The sequence below is a fragment of the Burkholderia sp. BCC1999 genome (assembly GCF_905339975.1).
Classification (GTDB): Bacteria; Pseudomonadota; Gammaproteobacteria; order Burkholderiales; family Burkholderiaceae; genus Burkholderia.
In genome coordinates, this window is the sequence record NZ_CAJPHP010000004.1 from 141992 (window position 1) to 161456 (window position 19465).

Below are 19465 nucleotides of genomic sequence, written 5' to 3' on the forward strand. Positions count from 1 at the left end.
CGAGGACATTCACATCATGAGCATCATCGAGAACACCGAAGACCTCGGCGTGCTGCGTTTCATCACCGCAGGCAGCGTCGACGACGGCAAGAGCACGCTGATCGGCCGCCTGCTGTACGACAGCAAGGCCGTGCTATCCGACCAGCTGTCCGCGCTGTCGCGCGCGAAGAACAAGCGCACGGTCGGCGACGAGCTCGACCTCGCGCTGCTGACCGACGGCCTCGAAGCCGAGCGCGAGCAGGGCATCACGATCGACGTCGCGTACCGCTACTTCGCGACCGCGAAGCGCAAGTTCATCATCGCCGATACGCCGGGCCACGAGCAGTACACACGCAACATGGTGACGGGTGCGTCGACCGCGCACGCGGCGATCGTCCTGATCGATGCGACGCGCATCACGGTCGAGAACGGCGTCGTGCAACTGCTGCCGCAAACCAAGCGCCACAGCGCGATCGTCAAGCTGCTCGGCCTGCAGCACGTGATCGTCGCGATCAACAAGATGGACCTCGTCGACTACAGCGAAGCGCGCTTCAACGAGATCCGCGACGCGTATGTCACGCTCGCGAAGCAGCTCGGCCTGACCGACGTGCGCTTCGTGCCGGTGTCGGCGCTCAAGGGCGACAACATCGTCGGCGCGAGCGAGCGCATGCCGTGGTACGCGGGCGAGCCGTTGCTCGACGTGCTCGAATCGCTGCCGGTCGAGACGCAGGCGCATGACGCGCTGCGCTTCCCGGTGCAGTGGGTCGCGCGCCAGGACGGCAGCTCGGCCGACGATTTCCGCGGCTACATGGGCCGGATCGAGTCGGGCGAAGTGAAGGTCGGCGACGAGATCGTCGTGCTGCCGTCGAACCGCACGGCAACGGTCGCGGAGATCGTCGCGCCGGTGCCGGGCGGCACCGCGTCGGTCGCGCACGCGTTCGCGGGCCAGACGGTGACGATTCGTCTCGAGGAAGATGTCGACGTGTCGCGCGGCGACATGTTCGTCACGACCGCCGAGCCGGTCGAGCCGGCCAAGAAGCTCGAGGCTGACCTGTGCTGGTTCGACGAGACGCCGCTGTCGCCGCAGCGCAAGTACCTGCTGAAGCAGACCACAAGCACGGTGTTCGCGAAGATCGGCGCGGTCAAGCAGGTGCTCGACGTGCATACGCTGTCGCATGCGACCGACCGCCACGACCTGAAGATGAACGACATCGGCCGCGTCGCGCTGACGCTGCAGAAGCCGATCGTCTGCGATACGTACGATGCGCATCCGGGCACGGGCGCGTTCGTGCTGATCGACGAAGCGACGCACCACACGGTCGCCGCGGGCATGATCCGGGCGTTCTCGGCGTAATCGTCAATCTGCGTGGCAAACCGCGTCGCCACACGGCGGCGCGGGCCGTACGCAAACGTCCGCACGGACGAAGCGAAGCGACAAACATGGGCAAGGTGTATCTGATCGGAGCAGGGCCGGGCGCGGCGGACCTCATCACGGTGCGCGGCGCGCGCCTGCTCGCGCAGGCCGACGTCGTGCTGCACGACGCGCTCGTCGAGCCCGCGATGCTCGACTACGCGCCGAATGCGCGCCGGATCGCGGTCGGCAAGCGCTGTGGGCAGCGTTCGACCGCGCAGCATTTCATCAACAAGCAGATCGTCGATGCGGCGCGCGAACACGCGTGCGTCGTGCGGCTGAAGGGCGGTGACCCGATGCTGTTCGGTCGCGCCGAAGAGGAGATGCGCGCGCTGGAAGCGGCCGGCATCGACTACGAGGTCGTGCCGGGCATCACCGCGGCGCTGGCCGGTGCGGCGACGCTGAAGCGGTCGCTGACGTTGCGCGGCGTGTCGCGCAGCGTCGCGTTCGCGACGCACAGCCGCGCGCCGGGCAGCGACGAGATCCGCGAAGCCGCGCGCGCCGATTCGATCGTCTACTACATGGGCCGCGACAGCGCGCCCGGCATCGCGCAGGAACTGATCGACGCCGGCCGTGCGCCGGCGACGCCCGTCGCGATCGTCGAGGCGTGCAGCACCGCGCGCGAGCGCTCGCTGACGCTGACGCTTGCGCAGATGGCGGCGGGCGACGCGCAGGCGTGGCTCGATCCCGCGGAACCGAGCCTGCTGATGATCGGCGACGCGTTCGCCGAGCGCGCACGGCAGGCGAAAGCGGGCGACTCGATGCGCAATGCCGCCTGAGGGCGGTTCGACCGCAGTCCGAAACGACAAAAGCGCTGGCAGATGCCAGCGCTTTTTCTTTGTGTGCGGGAAGTACGTGGCTTACGCGTCGCTGCCGAGCTGGTCGATGCAGTAGCGGGCGATCGCGTCGAGCACGCCGTCGTCTTCGCCGACGGCCGTCGCGCAGCGGATCTCGACCGCGGGATGTGCGGCGCGGCATGCATCGACGAGCTGCGGCAGGTCGCGGCGGACATGGCCGCCCTGGCCGAAGAACACGGGCACGACGGTGATGCGCGTGCAGCCGGCGGCGACCTGCGCGGCCACCGCGTCGGCGAGCGACGGCGTCATCAGTTCGAGGAACGCGAGCGACACGTGCGGGGCAGGGGAGCCGGCGCCGCGCAGCCGCGTGGCGAGCCGCTCGAACGGCTCGGCCCAGCGCGGATCGCGGGCGCCGTGGCCGAACAGGACGATGCCGTGCGAACTCATGTCGAAGCCTCCGTCATGACGCGGCGCTCAGTGCCGGTCGACCCACTTGAGCGAGAACAGGCCGAGCGCGAGATAGATCAGCCCCGGGGTCGCAGCGGTGAGCGGCGCGGGCCACGCGCTCAGCGTGCCGATGTGCGAGAACAGCGTATTGAGGAGCTGGAAGCTCATGCCGAGCATGATGCCGCCGAACACCTTCATGCCGACTACGCCCGCACGCGTGTGCAGGTACGCGAACGGCAGCGACAGCACGAGCATCACGAACACGGCGAACGGATACAGCAGCTTGCGCCACAGGGCGATGTCGTAGCGCTGCGTGTCCTGCTGGTTCTCGCGCAAGTGCTGGATGTAGCGGAACAGGTTGATGATCGACATGCGCTCCGGCGACACGAGCAGCACCGACAGGATCTGCGGCGTCAGGTCCGAACGCAGCCGGTATTCGGGCAGCGATACCTGCTGCGACCGGTACACGGGGTTCAACGCGTCGGTCGGCTGGCCGCTGATCGGCTTGATCGGCGTCAGCTCGGTCTCGGTGACGCCTTTCAGCAGCCAGTGGCCGGGCGGCTCGTAGCGCCCCGTTTGCGCGATCCGCACGTTCTGCAGCTGGAACTTCGAATCGAATTCGTAGATGCGCACGTTGCTGATCGTCGAGTCGGGCGACAGGCTGCCGACGTTGACGAAGCGCGTGACCTGCTCGCCGTTGTCGCGGGCCGCGAGCGTGTCCTTCACCCACACGCCCGACTGGAAGTTCGACGACACCGAGGCGCCGAGCGCCTGCAGCCGCACGCGTTCGGACAACTGATCGGCGTACGGGCCGACGAATTCGCCGATCAGGTAGGTGACGATCACGAGCGGTATGCCGATCTTCAGCAGCGAGCGCAGCGCCTGGTTGGTCGCGAGACCCGACACGCGAAAGATCGTGAATTCCGAGTTCGCGGCCATCTGCGCGAACACGTAGATCGCGCTGATCAGCGCGGCGACCGGGATGATCTCGTAGAAGCGCGACGGCGTCTGCAGCGCGACGCGCAGCACCGCGTAGCCGAACTTGTAGTTCCCGTGCCCGACCGAATTCAGTTCGCTGATCAGGTCGAAGAAGAAGAACAGGCCCGAGAACGCGAACAGGATGAAGACGAACGTGACGTAGATCTGTCGCGCGAAGTACTTTTCATAGAGCCGCATCGATCATGCTCCCGAGCGGCCGAACAGCGCGCGTGTAAACAGCGGACGATTGCGCACGCGCAACCAGAAGATGAACGCGACGATCGCCGCGACGACGAGGTGCAGGCCGACGAGGCCGACGCCGAACGACATCTTGCCCTGCTCGATCTGCGCCTGCACGACGTTCAGCAGGTTCGAATACGTGAGGTAGATCAGCACGGCCATCACGAGGTTGATCGTGCGGCTGCGGCGCGGGTTCTGGTACGACAGCGGGATGCCGAGCACCATCAGGTTGATCGCGATCAGCGGCAGCCCTGCGCGCCACGCGAATTCCGCGAGGTTGTCGCGCGTCGGGTTGCGCAGCAGGTCGGGCGTCGACGTGCTGTTCGTGGTCGGCACGTTGGTGACCGGCGTGCTCGTGATCTTCACGCCGTAGCGCTCGAACTCCATGATCTTGAAGTTCGGCTGGCCGGGCGTGCCGTCGTAGCGGCGGCCGTCCTCCAGGACGACGAAGCGGCTGCCGTCGTGCGTTTCGGTGTGACCCGTCTGCGACACGACCACGTTGACCTTGCCGTTCTCGGTCGACGTGACGAACACGTTCTGCACCTTGCTCTGGTCGGGCGTCATCTTCTCGATGAAGAACACGCGGTGGTTCGTGGCCGACTCGCGGAACTGGCCCGGCGCGAGCAGCGAGATCTCGTCGCGCTGCTGGAAGCGTGCCTTGATCATCTTGCTTTGCTGGTTCGACCACGGCCAGCCGACGAACGCGAAGAAGGCAATCAGCAGGACGATCGGCGTGGCGAACACGCCGATCGGCTTGATGAGGCGCGTGAGGCTCACGCCCGACGCGAGCCACACCACCATTTCGGAGTCCCGGTACCACCGGGTCAGCACGAACAGGATCGACACGAACAGCGTGACGACGAGCATCACGGCGAGGTAACCGATCACGGTCAGGCCGATCAGCACGAGCACGTCCCGCGGATCGATTTCACCGGACGCGGCGTAGCCGACGATGCGGATCATCATCGTCGTGAGCATGATCGTGAGCAGCACCATGAACACGGCGCCAGCCGTATACGCAAGCTCGCGCTGGAGGGAGCGTTCGAAGATCATTCTTGATGAGAAGAGGGCGGGAGGCTGCGCACGCGTGGTGGAGCGCTCGCGCCGCCGGGGGAAAAATAGCGGATAATTGCGGCTTTCATCCTTAGCCCAGATTTTATCCGAGGACAAGCGCGATGGACTTTAGCATAAAAGGCTGTGATTGGAGCAAAGGCGAGGCCAAGGGGTTCCTGACCGGGAAATCCGACTGCATCGTGCTCGGCATCTTCGAGGCGCAGACGCTTTCGGGCGCGGCGCTCGACATTGACACGGCCACCAAGGGGCTGATTTCGCGCGTGGTGAAGGCCGGCGACATGGACGGCAAGCGCGGCAAGACGCTGTTCCTGCACGAAGTGTCGGGCATCGGCGCATCGCGCGTGCTGCTCGTCGGCCTCGGCAAGCAGGATGCTTTCAATCAGAAAGCCTATAACGACGCAGTGACGGCCGCGTGGCGCGCGCTGCTGGCGACCAAGGTGGTCCAGGTCACGTTCTCGCTCGCGCAACTGCCGGTCGACGAGCGCAGCTCCGACTGGGGCGTGCGTGCCGCGATTCTCGCGCTGCGCAACGAGACCTACCGCTTCACGCAGATGAAGAGCAAGCCGGAACCGGCGTCGCACACGCTCAAGCGTGTCGTGTTCAGCGTCGACCCGGCCGACGAGAAGGCCGCGAAGGTCGCGGTCAAGCAAGCCGTCGCGCTCGCGAACGGCATGGATCTGACCCGCGATCTCGGCAACCTGCCCGGCAACGTCTGCACGCCGACCTACCTCGGCAACACCGCGAAGAAGATCGCGAAGGATTGGGGCCTGAAGGCCGAAGTCCTCGGGCTCAAGCAGATCCAGGCGCTGAAGATGGGCTCGTTCCTGTCGGTCGCGCGTGCATCGGTCGAGCCGCCGCAATTCATCGTGCTGCACTACCAGGGCGCCGCCGCGAAGGCCGCGCCGGTCGTGCTGGTCGGCAAGGGCATCACGTTCGACACGGGCGGCATCTCGCTGAAGCCGGGCGAGGGCATGGACGAGATGAAGTACGACATGTGCGGCGCGGGTTCGGTGCTCGGCACGATGCGTGCGGTCGCCGAGATGGGCCTGAAGATCAACGTCGTCGCGATCGTGCCGACCTGCGAGAACATGCCGGGCGGCAACGCGACGAAGCCGGGCGACATCGTCACCAGCATGAAGGGCCTGACGATCGAAGTGCTGAACACCGACGCGGAAGGCCGCCTGATCCTGTGCGACGCGCTCACGTATGCCGAGCGTTTCAAGCCGGCGGCGGTGATCGATGTCGCGACGCTGACGGGCGCCTGCGTGATCGCGCTGGGCGGCCACAACAGCGGCCTGTTCTCGACCGACGACGCGCTCGCGGGTGAGTTGCTCGACGCATCGCGCGAGGCGAACGACCCGGCCTGGCGCATGCCGCTCGACGACGAGTACCAGGACCAGCTGAAGTCGAACTTCGCGGATCTCGCGAACATCGGCGGGCGTCCGGCCGGCGCCGTGACGGCCGCGTGCTTCCTGTCGCGCTTCACCGAGAGCTATCCGTGGGCCCACCTCGACATCGCGGGCACCGCATGGAAGGGTGGTGCGGCGAAGGGGGCGACGGGCCGTCCGGTGCCGTTGCTCGCGCAGTTCCTGATCGACCGCGCCGGCCAGTGATGGTGGGGTTGACGACGATGCGGGTGCGCAGGCAATGACGCGGATCGATTTCCACTCGAACGTCGGCGATTCGCTCGCGTACGCGTGCCGGCTGCTGCGCAAGGCCTACCAGGCCGGGCAGCCGGTCGTCGTGCTCGCCGAGCCCGCGCGCCTGCGCGCGCTCGACGAGCAGCTCTGGACGTTCTCGCCGCTCGATTTCATCCCGCATTGCGGCGTCGACAGCGAGCACGCAGCCGGCACGCCGATCGTGCTGGCAGCCGACCTCGACCGCGCGCCGCATCACCATGTGCTGCTGAACCTCGGCGCGGCCGTGCCCGCGCAGTTCGCCCGCTTCGAGCGCCTGCTCGAAGTGGTCGGCAACGCGCCGGACGAACTGGCCGCGGGCCGCGACCGCTACCGGTTCTACCGCGACCGCGGATACGCGCTGAACAACTACAAGCAGGGCAGCTAACCGCAACCGTCGACGGAGTGTTGCCGTGACAGAAGCCGATTCATCCTCGATCCCGACGCTCACCGACGTGCTGGTGCCGGGCAAGCCGGTGCCGGCGCGCGCGTCCGCGCCCGACGCACCGCAGCCGCAGTCGCATGACCGCGCGGCGATTCCGGTGCTCACCGACGTGATCGCGTCAGGTGATTCCATGAAAACCGGGGCCGACCCCGAAACCGTCATCGTCGAGCCGGTGCCGACGCCGCACGTGCCGGCGATCGAGCTGCCGGGCGACGTGGCGACCGCCGAGGCGGCCGCGATGGGCGAGACCGATGCGCCGGCCGAGCCGGGCGCCGCGGAGCACGTGGTCGCCGAAGATGCGGTGGTGATGAATGCGCCGCTGCAGTCGTCGCTGGCACACGACGCCGTGCCGCGGCACGTGTCTGCCGTGATGGCGCACGAAGCGGCCGGGCAGGCACCTGAAACCGTGCTGCCGGAGGCGGTCGTACCGGCCGTGGCGCCGCAGCCGGATGTAGCGGCTGCCGCGGGGCTGACGCCGGAGGACGCGCAACATATCGCCGAGCGCCTGCGCAATCGGCTGACGAACTATCTGACCGGAGCCGGCCGCGACGCGATCGAGGCACGCTGCCGCGACGCGCTGCATGAGCATTCGGCCTGGCTCGTGGGCCAGGTTACGCGCGAGGTGGCGCTCGCGTTGGAAACCGAGGTGATGGATTGGGTCCGCGACGCGGTCGATGAAGAGATCGCGCGCCGCCGCACCAGTCACTCCGGCTGAGCGCACGGTCGATCCGTGGCGGAAAAGAGGGTGCGGTTCCACTCGGTACCGGTGACGCGGCCGTCAGGGCGCCGGTCAGCCGGTACAGGCCCGCCTGTCGGCAGCCGCCGGCGCAACGGCGATCGCCGTCCAGGGCATCCGGTTCAGCGCAGCGACAGCACCCATTGCGCGAGCGTATGGGCTTCGGTGTTCGTCAGCTGCGTATTGGCGGGCATCGGCACGTTGCCCCATACGCCGACGCTGCCTTTCACGATCGATTGGGCCAGGTAGTCGACGGCGTCGCCGCGCGCCGCGTACTTGCCGGCGATGTCGCGGAACGACGGGCCCATCAGCGGCTTGATCACTGCGTGGCAGGCCATGCAGTTCTTGCGCTGCGCCAGCGTGAGCCCGTCGGCCTGGTCGGCACGCGCGGCCGCCGCGCTGCCGGTCAGCAGCGTCACGAGCAGCGCGCGCAATATCGTCTGTTTCATGCGGTTCTCCGCCGACGGGGACGGCCGGCTTCATGGTCCGCGCATTATAAAAGCAAAGGGAAAGCGCGTTTTGCGCGTTTCCCCGCGGCCATGTCTATTGGGGTCACATGTTAAGGCGGGCTGCCCTCAACCGGTGACGGCCCCCTTGTTCGCCGGCTGTGCCAGCGCGGCGAATTTCGCGAGCACGCCGCGCGTGTAGCGCGGCGCCGGCTGTTGCCACGCGGCGCGGCGGCGCGCGAGTTCCGCGTCGTCGACATTCAGCTCCAGCAGCAGCCGGTGCGCGTCGATCGTGATCGAGTCACCTTCCTGCACGAGCGCGATCGTGCCGCCGACGAACGCCTCCGGCGCGACGTGGCCGACCACCATGCCCCAGGTGCCGCCCGAGAAGCGGCCGTCCGTGATGAAGCCGACCGATTCGCCGAGCCCCTTGCCGATGATCGCGGACGTCGGCGCGAGCATTTCGGGCATGCCGGGGCCGCCCTGCGGGCCGAGATAGCGCAGCACGAGGATGTCGCCGGCACGGATCCGGTCGCCGAGGATCGCATCCATCGCGCTCTGTTCGTCGTCGAACACGCGGGCCGGGCCCGTGATCACCGGGTTCTTCAGGCCGGTGATCTTCGCGACCGCGCCGTCTTCCGCGAGATTGCCCTTCAGGATCGCCAGGTGGCCTTCCTTGTACAGCGCGCGGTCGATCGGGTAAATCACGTCCTGGTCGGCGCGCGGCACGCTCGGCACGTCCTTCAGTTCGTCGGCGATCGTGCGGCCCGTGATCGTCATGCAGTCGCCGTGCAGCAGCCCCGCATCGAGCAGGATCTTCAGCACCTGCGGAATCCCGCCGGCCTGGTGCAGATCGGTCGCGACATACTTCCCGGACGGCTTCAGGTCGCAGATCACCGGCACGCGCTTGCGGATGCGCTCGAAGTCGTCGATCGTCCAGTCGACCTCGGCCGCGTGCGCGATCGCGAGATAATGCAGCACCGCGTTGGTCGAGCCGCCCGTCGCCATGATCACCGACACCGCATTCTCGATCGCTTCCTTCGTGATGATGTCGCGCGGCTTCAGGTCGCGCTTCACGGCCTCGACGAGCACGCGCGCCGATTCGGCGGCCGAATCGACCTTCTCCTGGTCGGGGTTCGCCATCGTCGACGAATACAGCAGCGACATCCCGAGCGCCTCGAACGACGAGCTCATCGTGTTAGCGGTGTACATGCCGCCGCACGACCCCGACGTCGGGCACGCGTTTTTCTCGACCCCTTCGAAATCCTCTTGCGACATCCGGCCCGCGGTGAATTCGCCGACGGCCTCGAACGACGACACGATCGTCAGGTCGCGGCCCTTCCAGTGGCCGGGGCGGATCGTGCCGCCGTACACGTAGATGCCCGGCACGTTCAGGCGCGCGAGCGCGATCATGCCGCCCGGCATGTTCTTGTCGCAGCCGCCGACCACCACCACGCCGTCCATCCACTGGCCCTGTACGCAGGTCTCGATGCAGTCGGCAATCACCTCGCGCGACACGAGCGAGTACTTCATCCCCTCGGTGCCCATCGACATGCCGTCCGAAATCGTCGGCGTGCCGAAGATCTGCGGGTTCGCGCCGGACGCCTTCACGGCCTCGACGGCCGCGTCCGACAGGCGCTGCAGGCCGGAATTGCAGGGCGTGATCGTCGAATGGCCGTTCGCGATGCCGACCATCGGCTTGTCGAAATCGTCCTTCTGGTAGCCGAGTGCGTAATACATCGAGCGGTTCGGCGAACGGGCCACGCCTTGCGTGATGTGCTTCGAGCGACGGTTGTACGACATGGGGGACTCCATCGTTGTATGGGCGTCGCTCGTGAGGGCGCGCCGGTTCGGATCAATCAAGAATGGAGTTTCCGGATTGGGATGTCCAATATATTATTTGTCGCTTATTAAGTCGTTTCACGAATGAGTCGAGCATGGCCGATCCGACACCCGACCTGCGCCAGTGGCGCTATTTCGCGACCGTCGCCGAAGAGCGCCATTTCGGCCGCGCGGCCGAACGCCTGTCGATGACGCAGCCGCCGCTGTCGCAGGCGATCCGCGCACTCGAGGAAGCGCTGGGCGTCGCGCTGTTCGTGCGCACCAAGCGTTCGGTGGCGCTGACGGCGGTCGGTGCGGCGCTGTTGCCGGACGTGCGCCGGCTGCTGGCGTCGGCCGATGCGCTGCCGCCGCTCGCGCGGCGGCTCGCGCGCGGCGAGGCCGGCTCGCTGTCGCTCGCGTTCGTGTCGACCGCCGACTACGGACTGCTGCCATCGCTGCTGCGCGCGTTCGGCGCACGTTATCCGCAGGTTCGGTTGCAACTCGCGGAGGCGACGAGCGATGTGCAGATCGACGAGCTCGTCGCCGGCCGCATCGACGCGGGGCTCGTCATTCCGCCGGTGCCGCCGCGCCACGCAGCCGGCCTGTCGTACCTGCCCGTGGTGCGCGAGCCGCTGGTGGTCGCGATGCCGGCAGCGGCGTCCGATGCGCCCGAAGACGAACCCGTGCATCTCGCCGAAGTGGCCGCGTTGCCGCTCGTGATCTTTCCGCGCCGTTTGGCGCCCGGCTTTTATGACATCATTACGGGCTGCTACGGCGCGGCGGGGGAAACCCCGCGCATCGGCCAGGAGGCGATCCAGATGCAGACGATCGTCAGCCTCGTGTCGGCCGGCATGGGCGTCGCACTGGTGCCGCAATCGCTGCGTAACCTGCGGCGCACTGGCGTGGTCTACCGGCCGCTTGCCGGTCACGCGCCGGCCGTCGAGACAGGCCTCGTGTGGCGCACGGGCGACGTGAGCCCCGTGCTGGCCGGCTTCATCGACGTCGTGCGCGCGCAGGGCCTTGCCGCGTGACGTGAACGATGGTGCACCGGCGCCGTCCAATGCGCGGTGCTGCGCAGTGCGACAGCCGTACCGCATTCGAAAACTTCTTCGCTAACCCATGATCATTCACCCGAATTTCGACCCCGTTGCGATCCATCTCGGGCCGCTGGCCGTACGCTGGTACGGCCTCATGTATCTCGTCGGCTTCATCGCGGCGATCGTCGTCGGCCGGATCCGCCTGAAGCTGCCGCATGTCGCGGCGCAGGGCTGGACCGCGAAGGACATCGACGACATGATGTTCTACGGCGTGCTCGGCACCGTGCTCGGCGGCCGGTTCGGCTACGTGCTGTTCTACAAGGCCGATTTCTATTTCTCGCATCCGCTCGACGTGTTCAAGGTGTGGGAAGGCGGCATGTCGTTTCACGGCGGCTTCCTCGGCGTCACGCTCGCAATGATGCTGTTCGCGTGGCAGCGCAAGCGCCACTGGCTGCAGGTCACCGACTTCGTCGCGCCGATGGTGCCGACGGGGCTCGCGGCCGGGCGGCTCGGCAACTTCATCAACGGCGAGCTGTGGGGCCGCGTGACCGATCCGTCCGCACCGTGGGCGATGCTGTTCCCGGGCGCGATGCGCGACGATGCGGCGTGGCTGCCGAAGCATCCGGAACTCGTCGAGAAGTGGCATCTCGCCGACGTGTTCATGCAGTACCAGATGCTGCCGCGGCATCCTTCGCAGCTCTATGAAATCGTGCTCGAAGGCATCGTGCTGTTCTTCGCGCTGTTCTTCTTCTCGCGCAAGTCGCGGCCGATGGGTGCCGTGTCCGCGCTGTTCCTGATCGGCTACGGCCTCGCACGCTTCACGGTCGAGTTCGCGCGCGAGCCCGACGACTTCCTCGGCCTGCTTGCGCTCGGCCTGTCGATGGGGCAGTGGCTGTCGCTGCCGATGATCCTCGTGGGTGTCGCGCTGATGGTCTGGGCGTATCGCCGTCGCGCGGCAAACGCTGCGGCGTGATGCGAAATCGATGCGCGCGCAATCGATGCGTGCATCGACAACGCGCAGGCACATAAAAAACGCCGGCCCTCGGGCCGGCGTTTTTCGTTTGCGACAGCGGCGCGTGGTGCGTTACTTCATCTGCACCGAGCCGTTGACGGTGACCGACACGGTGGCCTTGCCGCCTTCGACCGCGATCGGCGCGCTCATCTTCGCGCTGTCCATCGGTGCCGCGGCCATCGCCATCATGCGCGGGTACGGCTGCACGTTGCGGCCGCTGCCGACGTTCACGTCGCGAATCGTGTAGCTGCTGTAGCCGAATGCCTTCGCGGCTTCGTCCGCGCGTGCGCGGAACGACTTGATCGCCTCGGTCGTGAGCTTCTGCTCGGCCGTGCGCTGCGCCTCAGGCGACAGCGAGAACTCGACGTTCGCGACCTGCATCAGGTTCGACAGCTGGCCCGCGAGCTTCGACGCCGCGGCGAAATCGCGCGATTCGAGCGCCACCTCGGTACGGCCGCGCCACGCGGAGATCTTGCCGTCGCGATCGGTGCTCGGATACACGGAGAACGCACCCGTGTGCGCCGTGACGCCCGACACGCTCTTCGCCTGCGACAGCGCTGCGTCGGCGCGCTGGTTCAACTGCGCCGTGAGGCTGCCCGGATCCTTGGCCTGCTGCTCGTAGAACAGCGTGATGTGGATGATGTCCTGCGGCACGTCGGCGCTGGCCTGCGACGACAGCGACAGCACGCCCGCCGGCTCGGGGAAATGCGGGTTTGCGGTCTGCGCGTGCGCGGCCGGCGACGCGAGCGTCAGCGCGACGGGAACGGCGGCGGCGAGGGCGAGCGACAGCGCGAGTGCGGATTTCTTGGTCATTGTTGGACTCCTTGTGCGAGGGCGCGCACGCGGATCACGCGTGCACGACGCGGGCGTACCGCGCGACGAAATAAACCACGGCCGGCCTGATCGGCCGACAGCGGTTGCTTAGGCTGCGCAAAAGACCCGCGAGTTCCGTGTCGGCCGCGTGTGCTGACCAGATTTGACCTTTGGCGCAGGCCTACTTCATCAGCTTTTCGGTGATGAAGCGCCATTCGGTGCGCGTCACGGGTGTGATCGACAATCGGTTGCCGCGAGCCAGCACGCGCATGTCGGCGAGTTCGTCGTGTTCGCGCAGTGCGGCGAGCGGCACGAGCGGCGACTTTTTCACGTAGCGCACGTCGACGAGCAGCCAGCGCGGCGCTTCCTGCGTCGATTTCGGGTCGTAATAGGGGCTTGCCGGATCGAACTGCGTGGGATCGGGGTAGGGCGTCGACGATACTTCGGCGAGGCCCGCGATGCCCGGCTCGGGGCAGCTCGAGTGATAGAACAGCACGCCGTCGCCGATCTTCATCGTGTCGCGCATGAAATTGCGCGCCTGATAGTTGCGCACGCCGGTCCACGGCAGCGAGCGCTGCGGTGCGTTGGCGAGATCGTCGATGCTCGCTTCGTCCGGTTCGGACTTCATCAGCCAGTATTGCATGGATCGTGATCGACGCAGAAAGAGGCTGCTACAAAAGAAAACGGCACCGGGACGTGCCCGATGCCGTTGGATAGGTCCCCGCCTTGGCCGCTAGGCCGGCATCCTGAACCTGGGGTTCAGAATTGGTCGCAGTTAGCAGCACTTCGGGTACATCAGACAGAGTGACGCGCGCGCCCGTGCTACAAATTTCCGCAACCGTGCACATGGCATTGGTTCAAGGAATATATGACCTTGGCGAACCAGGCAGGGAAGCTGACTGAACTGTGATTCGATGCGCCAATTTGACCACCGTTGACCGCCGAGATCAAGGGGAATCGACGTATCGATTAAAACGTTACTGCGTCTCGTGCTGTGCGAGCACCGCGCCGAGCTGTTCGTTCATCTGGTGCATTGTACGACGGATTTCCTCCGCCGGAAATGCTTCACCGTGCCGCACGCTCGTTTGCAGCCGCAGCAATTCCGATGCGAGCGACAGCGCCGCCATCACCGCAATGCGATCGGTGCCGCGTACCGAGCTGTTCGAGCGGATTTTCGACATTTCGGCGTCGACACGCGCGACTGCCTCGAGCAGCGCCGCTTCGGTCTCGGCCGAACAGGCCAACCGATAGGGCTGGCCGAGAATCGAGACTTCGATCTGCTTGGTGCTCATGCATGTTCTCCGTGGCTGGCCGCGTCATCGCCATCCGTACGCGCCTGCGCATCCAGCAGGTCGAGCTGGTTGTCGGCTTGCTCCGCGCTTTTCGAGCGCGGCAGCTTTTCGAGAATCGCGTTCAGTTTCACCTGGGCGTCGTCGATCTTTGCCGACAGCGTGTCACGCTCGGCCGCGAGTGCATTGCGTTCGTCGCGAAGTTCCGCGAGTTCCGCGCGGACCGTGTCCGCTTCCGCGCGCAATTGCGCGACCTGCTCCTCGAGCGCGAGCCGTTCCGCGTGATAGCGCTTGTTCAGCGAAATCAGACGGCCAATATTTTGAGATAAGGTTTCGAGTTCGTTGAGCATTTGCTGCGTCCTCTAAAGACCCAGCATTTTAGCGCGGAATAACGCGCAATCCGACATCTGTATCGTTTCCAGTCGTAACACCCCTGCTTCTTGCCGTGAATCGGTGCTTCCCGTACGTGTCCTGACGCTTCCTTGACGCTCGCGCGACCGGCTCCTAAACTGGCGCCGCCTCGGTGCTCGCGCGTGGCACGCGCGGTTAAACGGGAAGCAGGGCGTGCGCTTCGAGAGCGTGCCAACCTGCGCTGCCCCCGCAACGGTAAGCGGCCGCGTCTCCCGACGCAGGCCGGCTCGGGCGCGTTTTGCGTGCAGGTGTCGCACGCGGGCGCGGGCCACTGCGCTTGAAACGCGCGGGAAGGCGAGCCGGACCGCCGCCAGCCCGGATACCGGCCGAGACGGGAAGCCCGCACGGGCTTCGTGACGCGCGGCCTGCGGGGAGGCGGGGCGCGCAATGCTTCACGGAATGTTCTTCGATGCTGACCCCAATCGTCCGCGCGGCGTCCTTGTCACGTCCGGCCGGCAACCTCAAGCGGATGCGCCGCGCGTCATGCGCGCGGCCGTGCACGGCATGAGCGCCGCGCGCGCTGCCGCAATCTGGGCCGCGCTGGCCGCCATGGTCGCGTTGCTGTTCGTCGCATCGCTGTCGATCGGCAGCGTGCCGATGTCGCCGTGGCAGGCACTTGCATCGCTCGTGCCGCATGGCGGCGATGCGCTGTTTGCCGATATCGTCCGCACGCTGCGTCTGCCGCGTGCACTCGCGGGCTTCGCGTGCGGCGCGCTGCTCGCGCTGGCCGGAGCACTGCTGCAGGTGCTGCTGCGCAATCCGCTCGCGGAACCCTACGTGCTCGGCGTGTCCGGCGGCGCGGCCGGCTTCGCGCTCGTCGCGATGATCGCGGGCGGCGCGTGGTGGCTCGTCGACGCATCCGCATTTGCCGGCTCGCTCGTCTCGGTCGCGCTCGTGCTCGGCCTCGCGCGCCGCGAGCTGTGGCGCGGCGATTCGCGCGACGCGTCGCCGCGCCTGCTGCTCACGGGTGTCGTGATCGCGGCAGGGTGGGGCGCACTCGTCACGCTGTTGCTGTCGCTCGCACCCGATGCGAGGCTGCGCGGCATCATCTTCTGGCTCACGGGCGACCTGAACGGCGTGACGACGCCGTGGTTCGCATGGGGCGCGCTGCTGCTGGCCGCCTGCGTCGCGCTGCCGGTCGCGCCGCAACTGAACGTGCTGCTGCGTGGCGACGCGACCGCGCTCGCGCTCGGCGTGCCCGTCGCGCGCCTGCGCGTGCGGATCTATCTCGTCGCGTCGCTGGCCGCCGCGGCTGCGGTGACGACGGCCGGCACGATCGGCTTCGTCGGCCTCGTTGTGCCGCATGCGCTGCGGCTCGCGTTCGGCAACGACCAGCGAATGCTGCTGCCGGCCGCGATGCTCGCGGGCGGCGGCGGCGTGATGGCGGCCGACCTGCTCGCGCGCACCGCGATCGCGCCCGCACAGTTGCCGGTCGGCGTGATGACCGCGTTGATCGGCGTGCCGGTGTTCCTGTGGATGTTGTTGAGGAGACCGATGCGATGACGGATGCCGCACTGCACGCTGGCAGCGACCTGCGCTACGCGGCCGTCGACCTGACGCTGAAGGCCGGCGCGCGCACATTGCTCGACGGGTTCACGCAGGCCTTCCGCCCCGGCGAGATCTGGTGCGTAGCGGGGCCGAACGGCGCGGGCAAGACGACGCTGCTCGCGACGCTCGCGGGGCTGCAGCCGCCGGCCGGCGGACAAGTCGAGATCGACGGCCGGCCGCTTGCCGCGTGGCGCCCGGAACCACTCGCGCAGCGCCGCGCGCTGATGCCGCAGCAACTGCACGACGCGTTCAGCGCGACCGTATTCGACACGGTGCTGCTCAACCGCTTTCCGTATCTCGGTGGCTGGGGCTGGGAGCGCGACGGCGATCGCGCGGCCGCGCACGATGCACTTGCGACGTTCGACCTGACCGCGCTCGCGTCGCGCGACGTGTTGTCGCTGTCGGGCGGCGAGCGGCAGCGGGTCGCGCTGGCCGCGACGCTGTGCCAGGATGCGCCGTTGATGCTGCTCGATGAACCGCTCGCGCATCTCGACCTGCATCACCAGATCGACTGCCTGAGCGCGCTGACCGCATGGCTCGATGCGGGCCCGCGCACGGTGCTGTTCTCGTGCCACGACCTGAACCTCGCGCGGCGTTTCGCGACGCATGCGCTGCTGCTCGACGGGTGCGGTCGCGCGTGGGCCGGCCCCGTGCACGACGTGCTGACGCCCGAACGCGCGAGCGACGCATTCGGCTATCCGCTCGTGCTGATCCGCGAGAACGGCCGCGATGCGCTGTTGCCGGCGTGGCCTGCGCGACAATGAACTTTCCTTTTCCGATTCTTCCGATGCGCGGCGTGTGCCGCGCCCACGACACGGCTTCCCGATGACGACTCCGACCCACTTCCCGCCCGCGATCGCGCCGCTCGACGACGCGCTGCGCATACGCCTGCAGCATGTGATCGACCACAAGACCAAGCCGCCCGGCAGCCTCGGCCAGCTCGAGGCGCTCGCGCTGCAGATCGGCCTGATCCAGCGCACCGAACGGCCGGTCGTGCAGCGCCCGGTGACGATCGTGTTCGCCGGCGATCACGGGATCGCGGCCGAGGGTGTCAGTCCTTATCCGCAGGCGGTGACCGCGCAGATGGTCGCGAACTTCCTGGCCGGCGGTGCGGCGATCAACGCGTTCTCGGGCGTCGCGCAGAGCACGCTGGAGATCGTCGATGCGGGCGTCGCGTCGCCGTTGCCGCTGTCCGACCGGCTGGTGTCGCTGCCGGTCGCGCGCGGCACGCGCAACTTCGCGGCGGAGCCGGCGATGTCGCGTGACGAGGCGATGACGGCGCTGTCCGCCGGTGCGGCGCGCGTGCGCCTCCATGCATCGCTCGGCACGAACGTGATCGGTTTCGGCGAGATGGGGATTGCGAACACGTCGTCGGCCGCGTGCCTGATGAGCCGTCTGCTCGACGTGCCGATCGACGCGTGCGTCGGGCGTGGCACGGGCCTCGACGACCAGGGCCTCGCGCACAAGCGCGCGGTGCTCGGCCGCGCGCTCGTCAAGCATTCGCACGCGATCGCGCCGCTCGACGTGCTCGCGACGTTCGGCGGCTTCGAGATCGCGATGATGACGGGCGCGTACCTCGCGGCCGCGAGCGAGCGGATGACGATCCTCGTCGACGGCTTCATCGCGACGGCCGCGCTGCTCGTCGCCGAGCGCATCGCGCCCGGCGTGCGCGACTACTGCGTGTTCTCGCATACGTCGCACGAGGCCGGGCACCGGCGCATGCTCGAGCATTTCGGCGCGAAGCCGCTGCTCGCACTCGACCTGCGGCTCGGCGAAGGCACGGGTGCGGCGCTTGCGCTGCCGCTCGTGCGCGCGGCTGCGGCGTTCCTCAGCGAGATGGCGAGCTTCGAATCCGCAGGCGTCGACAATCGTGACGCCTGAGCGCGCGCGCGGCGTGCGGGCCGAACTGCGTTACTTCTTCGTCGCGCTCGGCTATTTCACGCGCGTGCCGGTGCCGCGTTCGATCGGCTATGCGGCCGGCGATCTCGACCAGGCCGCGCGCTATTTTCCGCTCGTCGGCGCGTGCGTCGGCGCGTGGGGCGCGCTCGTCTATCTCGTCGCGCTGCGCGTGCTGCCCCCGTCGATCGCGGTCGGGCTGTCGATCGCTGCGACGCTGCTTGCGACCGGCGCCTTCCACGAGGACGGCCTCGCCGACAGTTGCGATGCGTTCGGCGGCGGCTTTACGCGTGACGACGTGCTGCGCATCATGCACGACTCGCGGATCGGCACGTTCGGCGCGGTCGCGCTCGTGATCACGCTCGGCCTGAAATGGCAGGCGCTTGCGTCGATGCTGCCGCTGCGTGCCGCATGGACGATGATCGCCGCGCATGCGGCGAGCCGTGCGGCGGCCGTGAGCCTGCTGATGACGCTCGACTACGTGCGACCGGAAGGCAAGGCGAAGCCGGTCGCGCAGCGGATGGGCACGCGCGCGGCGTGCGTCGCGGCCGTATTCGGATTGCCGTGGCTGTTCTGGCCCGACTGGCGCATGGGCGTCGCGGTGTGCGTGGCGCTCGTGCTCGTGCGCGCGTGGGCAGCCCGTTATTTCGTGAAGCGGATCGGCGGTTATACGGGCGACTGTCTCGGCTTCGCGCAGCAATTGTGCGAACTGGCGATCTATCTCGTGGTGCTCGGATGGACGTCGTCCTGATCCGTCATCCGGCCGTCGGTGTCGAACCGGGCATCTGCTACGGGCGCAGCGACGTGCCGCTCGCCGCGCCGGCCGATGCCGGCGCGCAGGCCGTGCGTGCGCATCTGTCGGCTCTCGGCGCGCCGTTGCCCGCGCAGGTCTGGACGAGCCCGTTGACGCGTTGCTTATCGGTTGCCGATCGGCTCGCGCAGGCGTTCGATGTGCCGTTGCGGTGCGATGTCGGCTGGCAGGAAATGGACTTCGGCGCGTGGGAAATGCAGCGCTGGGACGACATCGACCGCGCGGCGCTCGATGCGTGGGCGGCCGACCTGATGCATGCGTGCTCGCATGGCGGCGAAAGCGTTGCGCGGTTCGTCGAGCGGGTTGCGCGGCAGACCGATGCGGTTGCGCAGTTTGACGGGCCGCAATGGATCGTTACGCATGCCGGCGTTATTCGTGCGTTCGCGTCCCATGTATTGCGTGTACCGCTCGAGACGATGCTGTCGCGGCCGGTGCCGACGGGCGGAGTCGTCTGGTTGCGCGCGGACCGCGACACGCGAGCGTGGAAAGTCATGCACTGGGACGAATAGGCGCGCCGGCGTCTGCGTGTGAACGACGCAGCGCGCGGCCAATCCGTTCCTCGGATAGCGGTCACATCGGGCGCAGGTGCGCGATGTGC

General features: G+C 67.6%; 21 protein-coding genes, 1 other RNA gene and 1 riboswitch. Of the genes, 12 read left to right on the forward strand and 10 right to left on the reverse strand.

Going from position 1 to position 19465, the window contains the following annotated elements; translation table 11 throughout:
- Positions 1–16: 16 nt before the first annotated feature.
- Both U5809_RS07135 and cobA read left to right on the forward strand, forming a co-directional pair.
- Complete coding sequence (locus U5809_RS07135) at positions 17–1333, forward strand: sulfate adenylyltransferase subunit 1 (RefSeq protein WP_282505789.1); 1317 nt, start codon at positions 17–19, stop codon at positions 1331–1333.
- An 86-nt stretch (positions 1334–1419) separates the two neighbouring features.
- Positions 1420–2169 (forward strand): uroporphyrinogen-III C-methyltransferase, encoded by a 750-nt coding sequence (cobA, locus tag U5809_RS07140; protein WP_322085991.1) that lies wholly within the window; start codon positions 1420–1422, stop codon positions 2167–2169.
- Between the two features lie 81 nt (positions 2170–2250).
- Here cobA and U5809_RS07145 read toward each other — a convergent pair whose 3' ends face one another.
- Genes U5809_RS07145 through lptF form a run of 3 tightly spaced genes read right to left on the reverse strand, consistent with a single transcriptional unit; the run spans position 2251 to position 4905 of the window.
- Positions 2251–2634: a sirohydrochlorin chelatase gene (locus U5809_RS07145; protein WP_282505788.1), complete on the reverse strand. Its 384-nt coding sequence runs from the start codon at positions 2632–2634 to the stop codon at positions 2251–2253.
- A 27-nt stretch (positions 2635–2661) separates the two neighbouring features.
- Positions 2662–3810 carry an LPS export ABC transporter permease LptG gene (gene lptG, locus U5809_RS07150; protein ID WP_176050658.1) on the reverse strand — a complete coding sequence of 383 codons (1149 nt, stop codon included), beginning with the start codon at positions 3808–3810 and terminating at the stop codon, positions 2662–2664.
- 3 nt (positions 3811–3813) lie between these two features.
- Positions 3814–4905, reverse strand: coding sequence for an LPS export ABC transporter permease LptF (gene lptF / locus U5809_RS07155; protein WP_322085992.1), 1092 nt, complete (start codon positions 4903–4905; stop codon positions 3814–3816).
- 122 nt (positions 4906–5027) lie between these two features.
- On the opposite strand from lptF, the gene U5809_RS07160 reads away from it, so the two are divergent.
- From U5809_RS07160 to U5809_RS07170, 3 genes are read left to right on the forward strand one after another with little or no spacing between them, the layout of a single operon-like run.
- Positions 5028–6539 (forward strand): leucyl aminopeptidase, encoded by a 1512-nt coding sequence (locus tag U5809_RS07160; RefSeq protein ID WP_176050656.1) that lies wholly within the window; start codon positions 5028–5030, stop codon positions 6537–6539.
- 34 nt (positions 6540–6573) lie between these two features.
- Complete coding sequence (locus U5809_RS07165; protein ID WP_176050655.1) at positions 6574–6990, forward strand: DNA polymerase III subunit chi; 417 nt, start codon at positions 6574–6576, stop codon at positions 6988–6990.
- 25 nt (positions 6991–7015) lie between these two features.
- Entirely contained in the window at positions 7016–7762 is a 747-nt protein-coding gene (locus U5809_RS07170; protein WP_322085993.1) for a DUF2486 family protein, read from the forward strand.
- Positions 7763–7905: 143 nt separating this feature from the next.
- Here U5809_RS07170 and U5809_RS07175 read toward each other — a convergent pair whose 3' ends face one another.
- Positions 7906–8232, reverse strand: coding sequence for a c-type cytochrome (locus U5809_RS07175; protein ID WP_322085994.1), 327 nt, complete (start codon positions 8230–8232; stop codon positions 7906–7908).
- A gap of 126 nt (positions 8233–8358) precedes the next feature.
- Positions 8359–10032: a dihydroxy-acid dehydratase gene (ilvD, locus tag U5809_RS07180; protein WP_282505783.1), complete on the reverse strand. Its 1674-nt coding sequence runs from the start codon at positions 10030–10032 to the stop codon at positions 8359–8361.
- 134 nt (positions 10033–10166) lie between these two features.
- On the opposite strand from ilvD, the gene U5809_RS07185 reads away from it, so the two are divergent.
- Positions 10167–11081, forward strand: coding sequence for a LysR substrate-binding domain-containing protein (locus U5809_RS07185; protein ID WP_322085995.1), 915 nt, complete (start codon positions 10167–10169; stop codon positions 11079–11081).
- 88 nt (positions 11082–11169) lie between these two features.
- Positions 11170–12060, forward strand: a complete 891-nt coding sequence (lgt, locus tag U5809_RS07190; protein ID WP_322085996.1) for a prolipoprotein diacylglyceryl transferase — start codon at positions 11170–11172, stop codon at positions 12058–12060.
- Positions 12061–12171: 111 nt separating this feature from the next.
- Here the strand turns inward: lgt and U5809_RS07195 are convergent, their stop codons facing one another.
- From U5809_RS07195 to U5809_RS07215, 5 genes are all read right to left on the reverse strand, one after another.
- Positions 12172–12912 (reverse strand): SIMPL domain-containing protein, encoded by a 741-nt coding sequence (locus U5809_RS07195; protein WP_322085997.1) that lies wholly within the window; start codon positions 12910–12912, stop codon positions 12172–12174.
- 181 nt (positions 12913–13093) lie between these two features.
- The gene (locus U5809_RS07200; protein WP_282505780.1) at positions 13094–13555 is read right to left on the reverse strand and encodes an EVE domain-containing protein; all 462 of its coding nucleotides are present in this window, start codon (positions 13553–13555) and stop codon (positions 13094–13096) included.
- 71 nt (positions 13556–13626) lie between these two features.
- Positions 13627–13808: non-coding RNA, 6S RNA (gene ssrS, locus U5809_RS07205), on the reverse strand.
- An 81-nt stretch (positions 13809–13889) separates the two neighbouring features.
- On the reverse strand, positions 13890–14204 hold the full coding sequence (locus U5809_RS07210; protein WP_006478091.1) for a cell division protein ZapA: 315 nt from the start codon (positions 14202–14204) through the stop codon (positions 13890–13892).
- Positions 14201–14551: an ATPase gene (locus tag U5809_RS07215; protein WP_282505779.1), complete on the reverse strand. Its 351-nt coding sequence runs from the start codon at positions 14549–14551 to the stop codon at positions 14201–14203. Before U5809_RS07215 ends, U5809_RS07210 begins: the two co-directional genes overlap by 4 nt.
- Positions 14552–14705: 154 nt before the next feature.
- Positions 14706–14958: riboswitch (cobalamin riboswitch) on the forward strand.
- A 41-nt stretch (positions 14959–14999) separates the two neighbouring features.
- On the opposite strand from U5809_RS07215, the gene U5809_RS07220 reads away from it, so the two are divergent.
- The 5 genes from U5809_RS07220 to cobC all read left to right on the forward strand — a co-directional run bounded on the left by U5809_RS07220 (position 15000) and on the right by cobC (position 19376).
- The gene (locus U5809_RS07220) at positions 15000–16115 is read left to right on the forward strand and encodes a FecCD family ABC transporter permease (protein WP_415877931.1); all 1116 of its coding nucleotides are present in this window, start codon (positions 15000–15002) and stop codon (positions 16113–16115) included.
- The gene (locus tag U5809_RS07225; RefSeq protein WP_322085998.1) at positions 16112–16924 is read left to right on the forward strand and encodes an ABC transporter ATP-binding protein; all 813 of its coding nucleotides are present in this window, start codon (positions 16112–16114) and stop codon (positions 16922–16924) included. The genes U5809_RS07220 and U5809_RS07225 overlap by 4 nt, the downstream gene beginning before the upstream one ends.
- Positions 16925–16985: 61 nt before the next feature.
- A complete protein-coding gene (cobT, locus tag U5809_RS07230; RefSeq protein ID WP_322085999.1) occupies positions 16986–18041 on the forward strand; it encodes a nicotinate-nucleotide--dimethylbenzimidazole phosphoribosyltransferase in 1056 nt (351 codons plus the stop codon).
- Positions 18031–18807 carry an adenosylcobinamide-GDP ribazoletransferase gene (locus U5809_RS07235; protein ID WP_322086000.1) on the forward strand — a complete coding sequence of 259 codons (777 nt, stop codon included), beginning with the start codon at positions 18031–18033 and terminating at the stop codon, positions 18805–18807. The genes cobT and U5809_RS07235 overlap by 11 nt, the downstream gene beginning before the upstream one ends.
- Positions 18792–19376, forward strand: coding sequence for an alpha-ribazole phosphatase (cobC, locus tag U5809_RS07240; RefSeq protein WP_322086001.1), 585 nt, complete (start codon positions 18792–18794; stop codon positions 19374–19376). Before U5809_RS07235 ends, cobC begins: the two co-directional genes overlap by 16 nt.
- Positions 19377–19465: the final 89 nt, after the last annotated feature.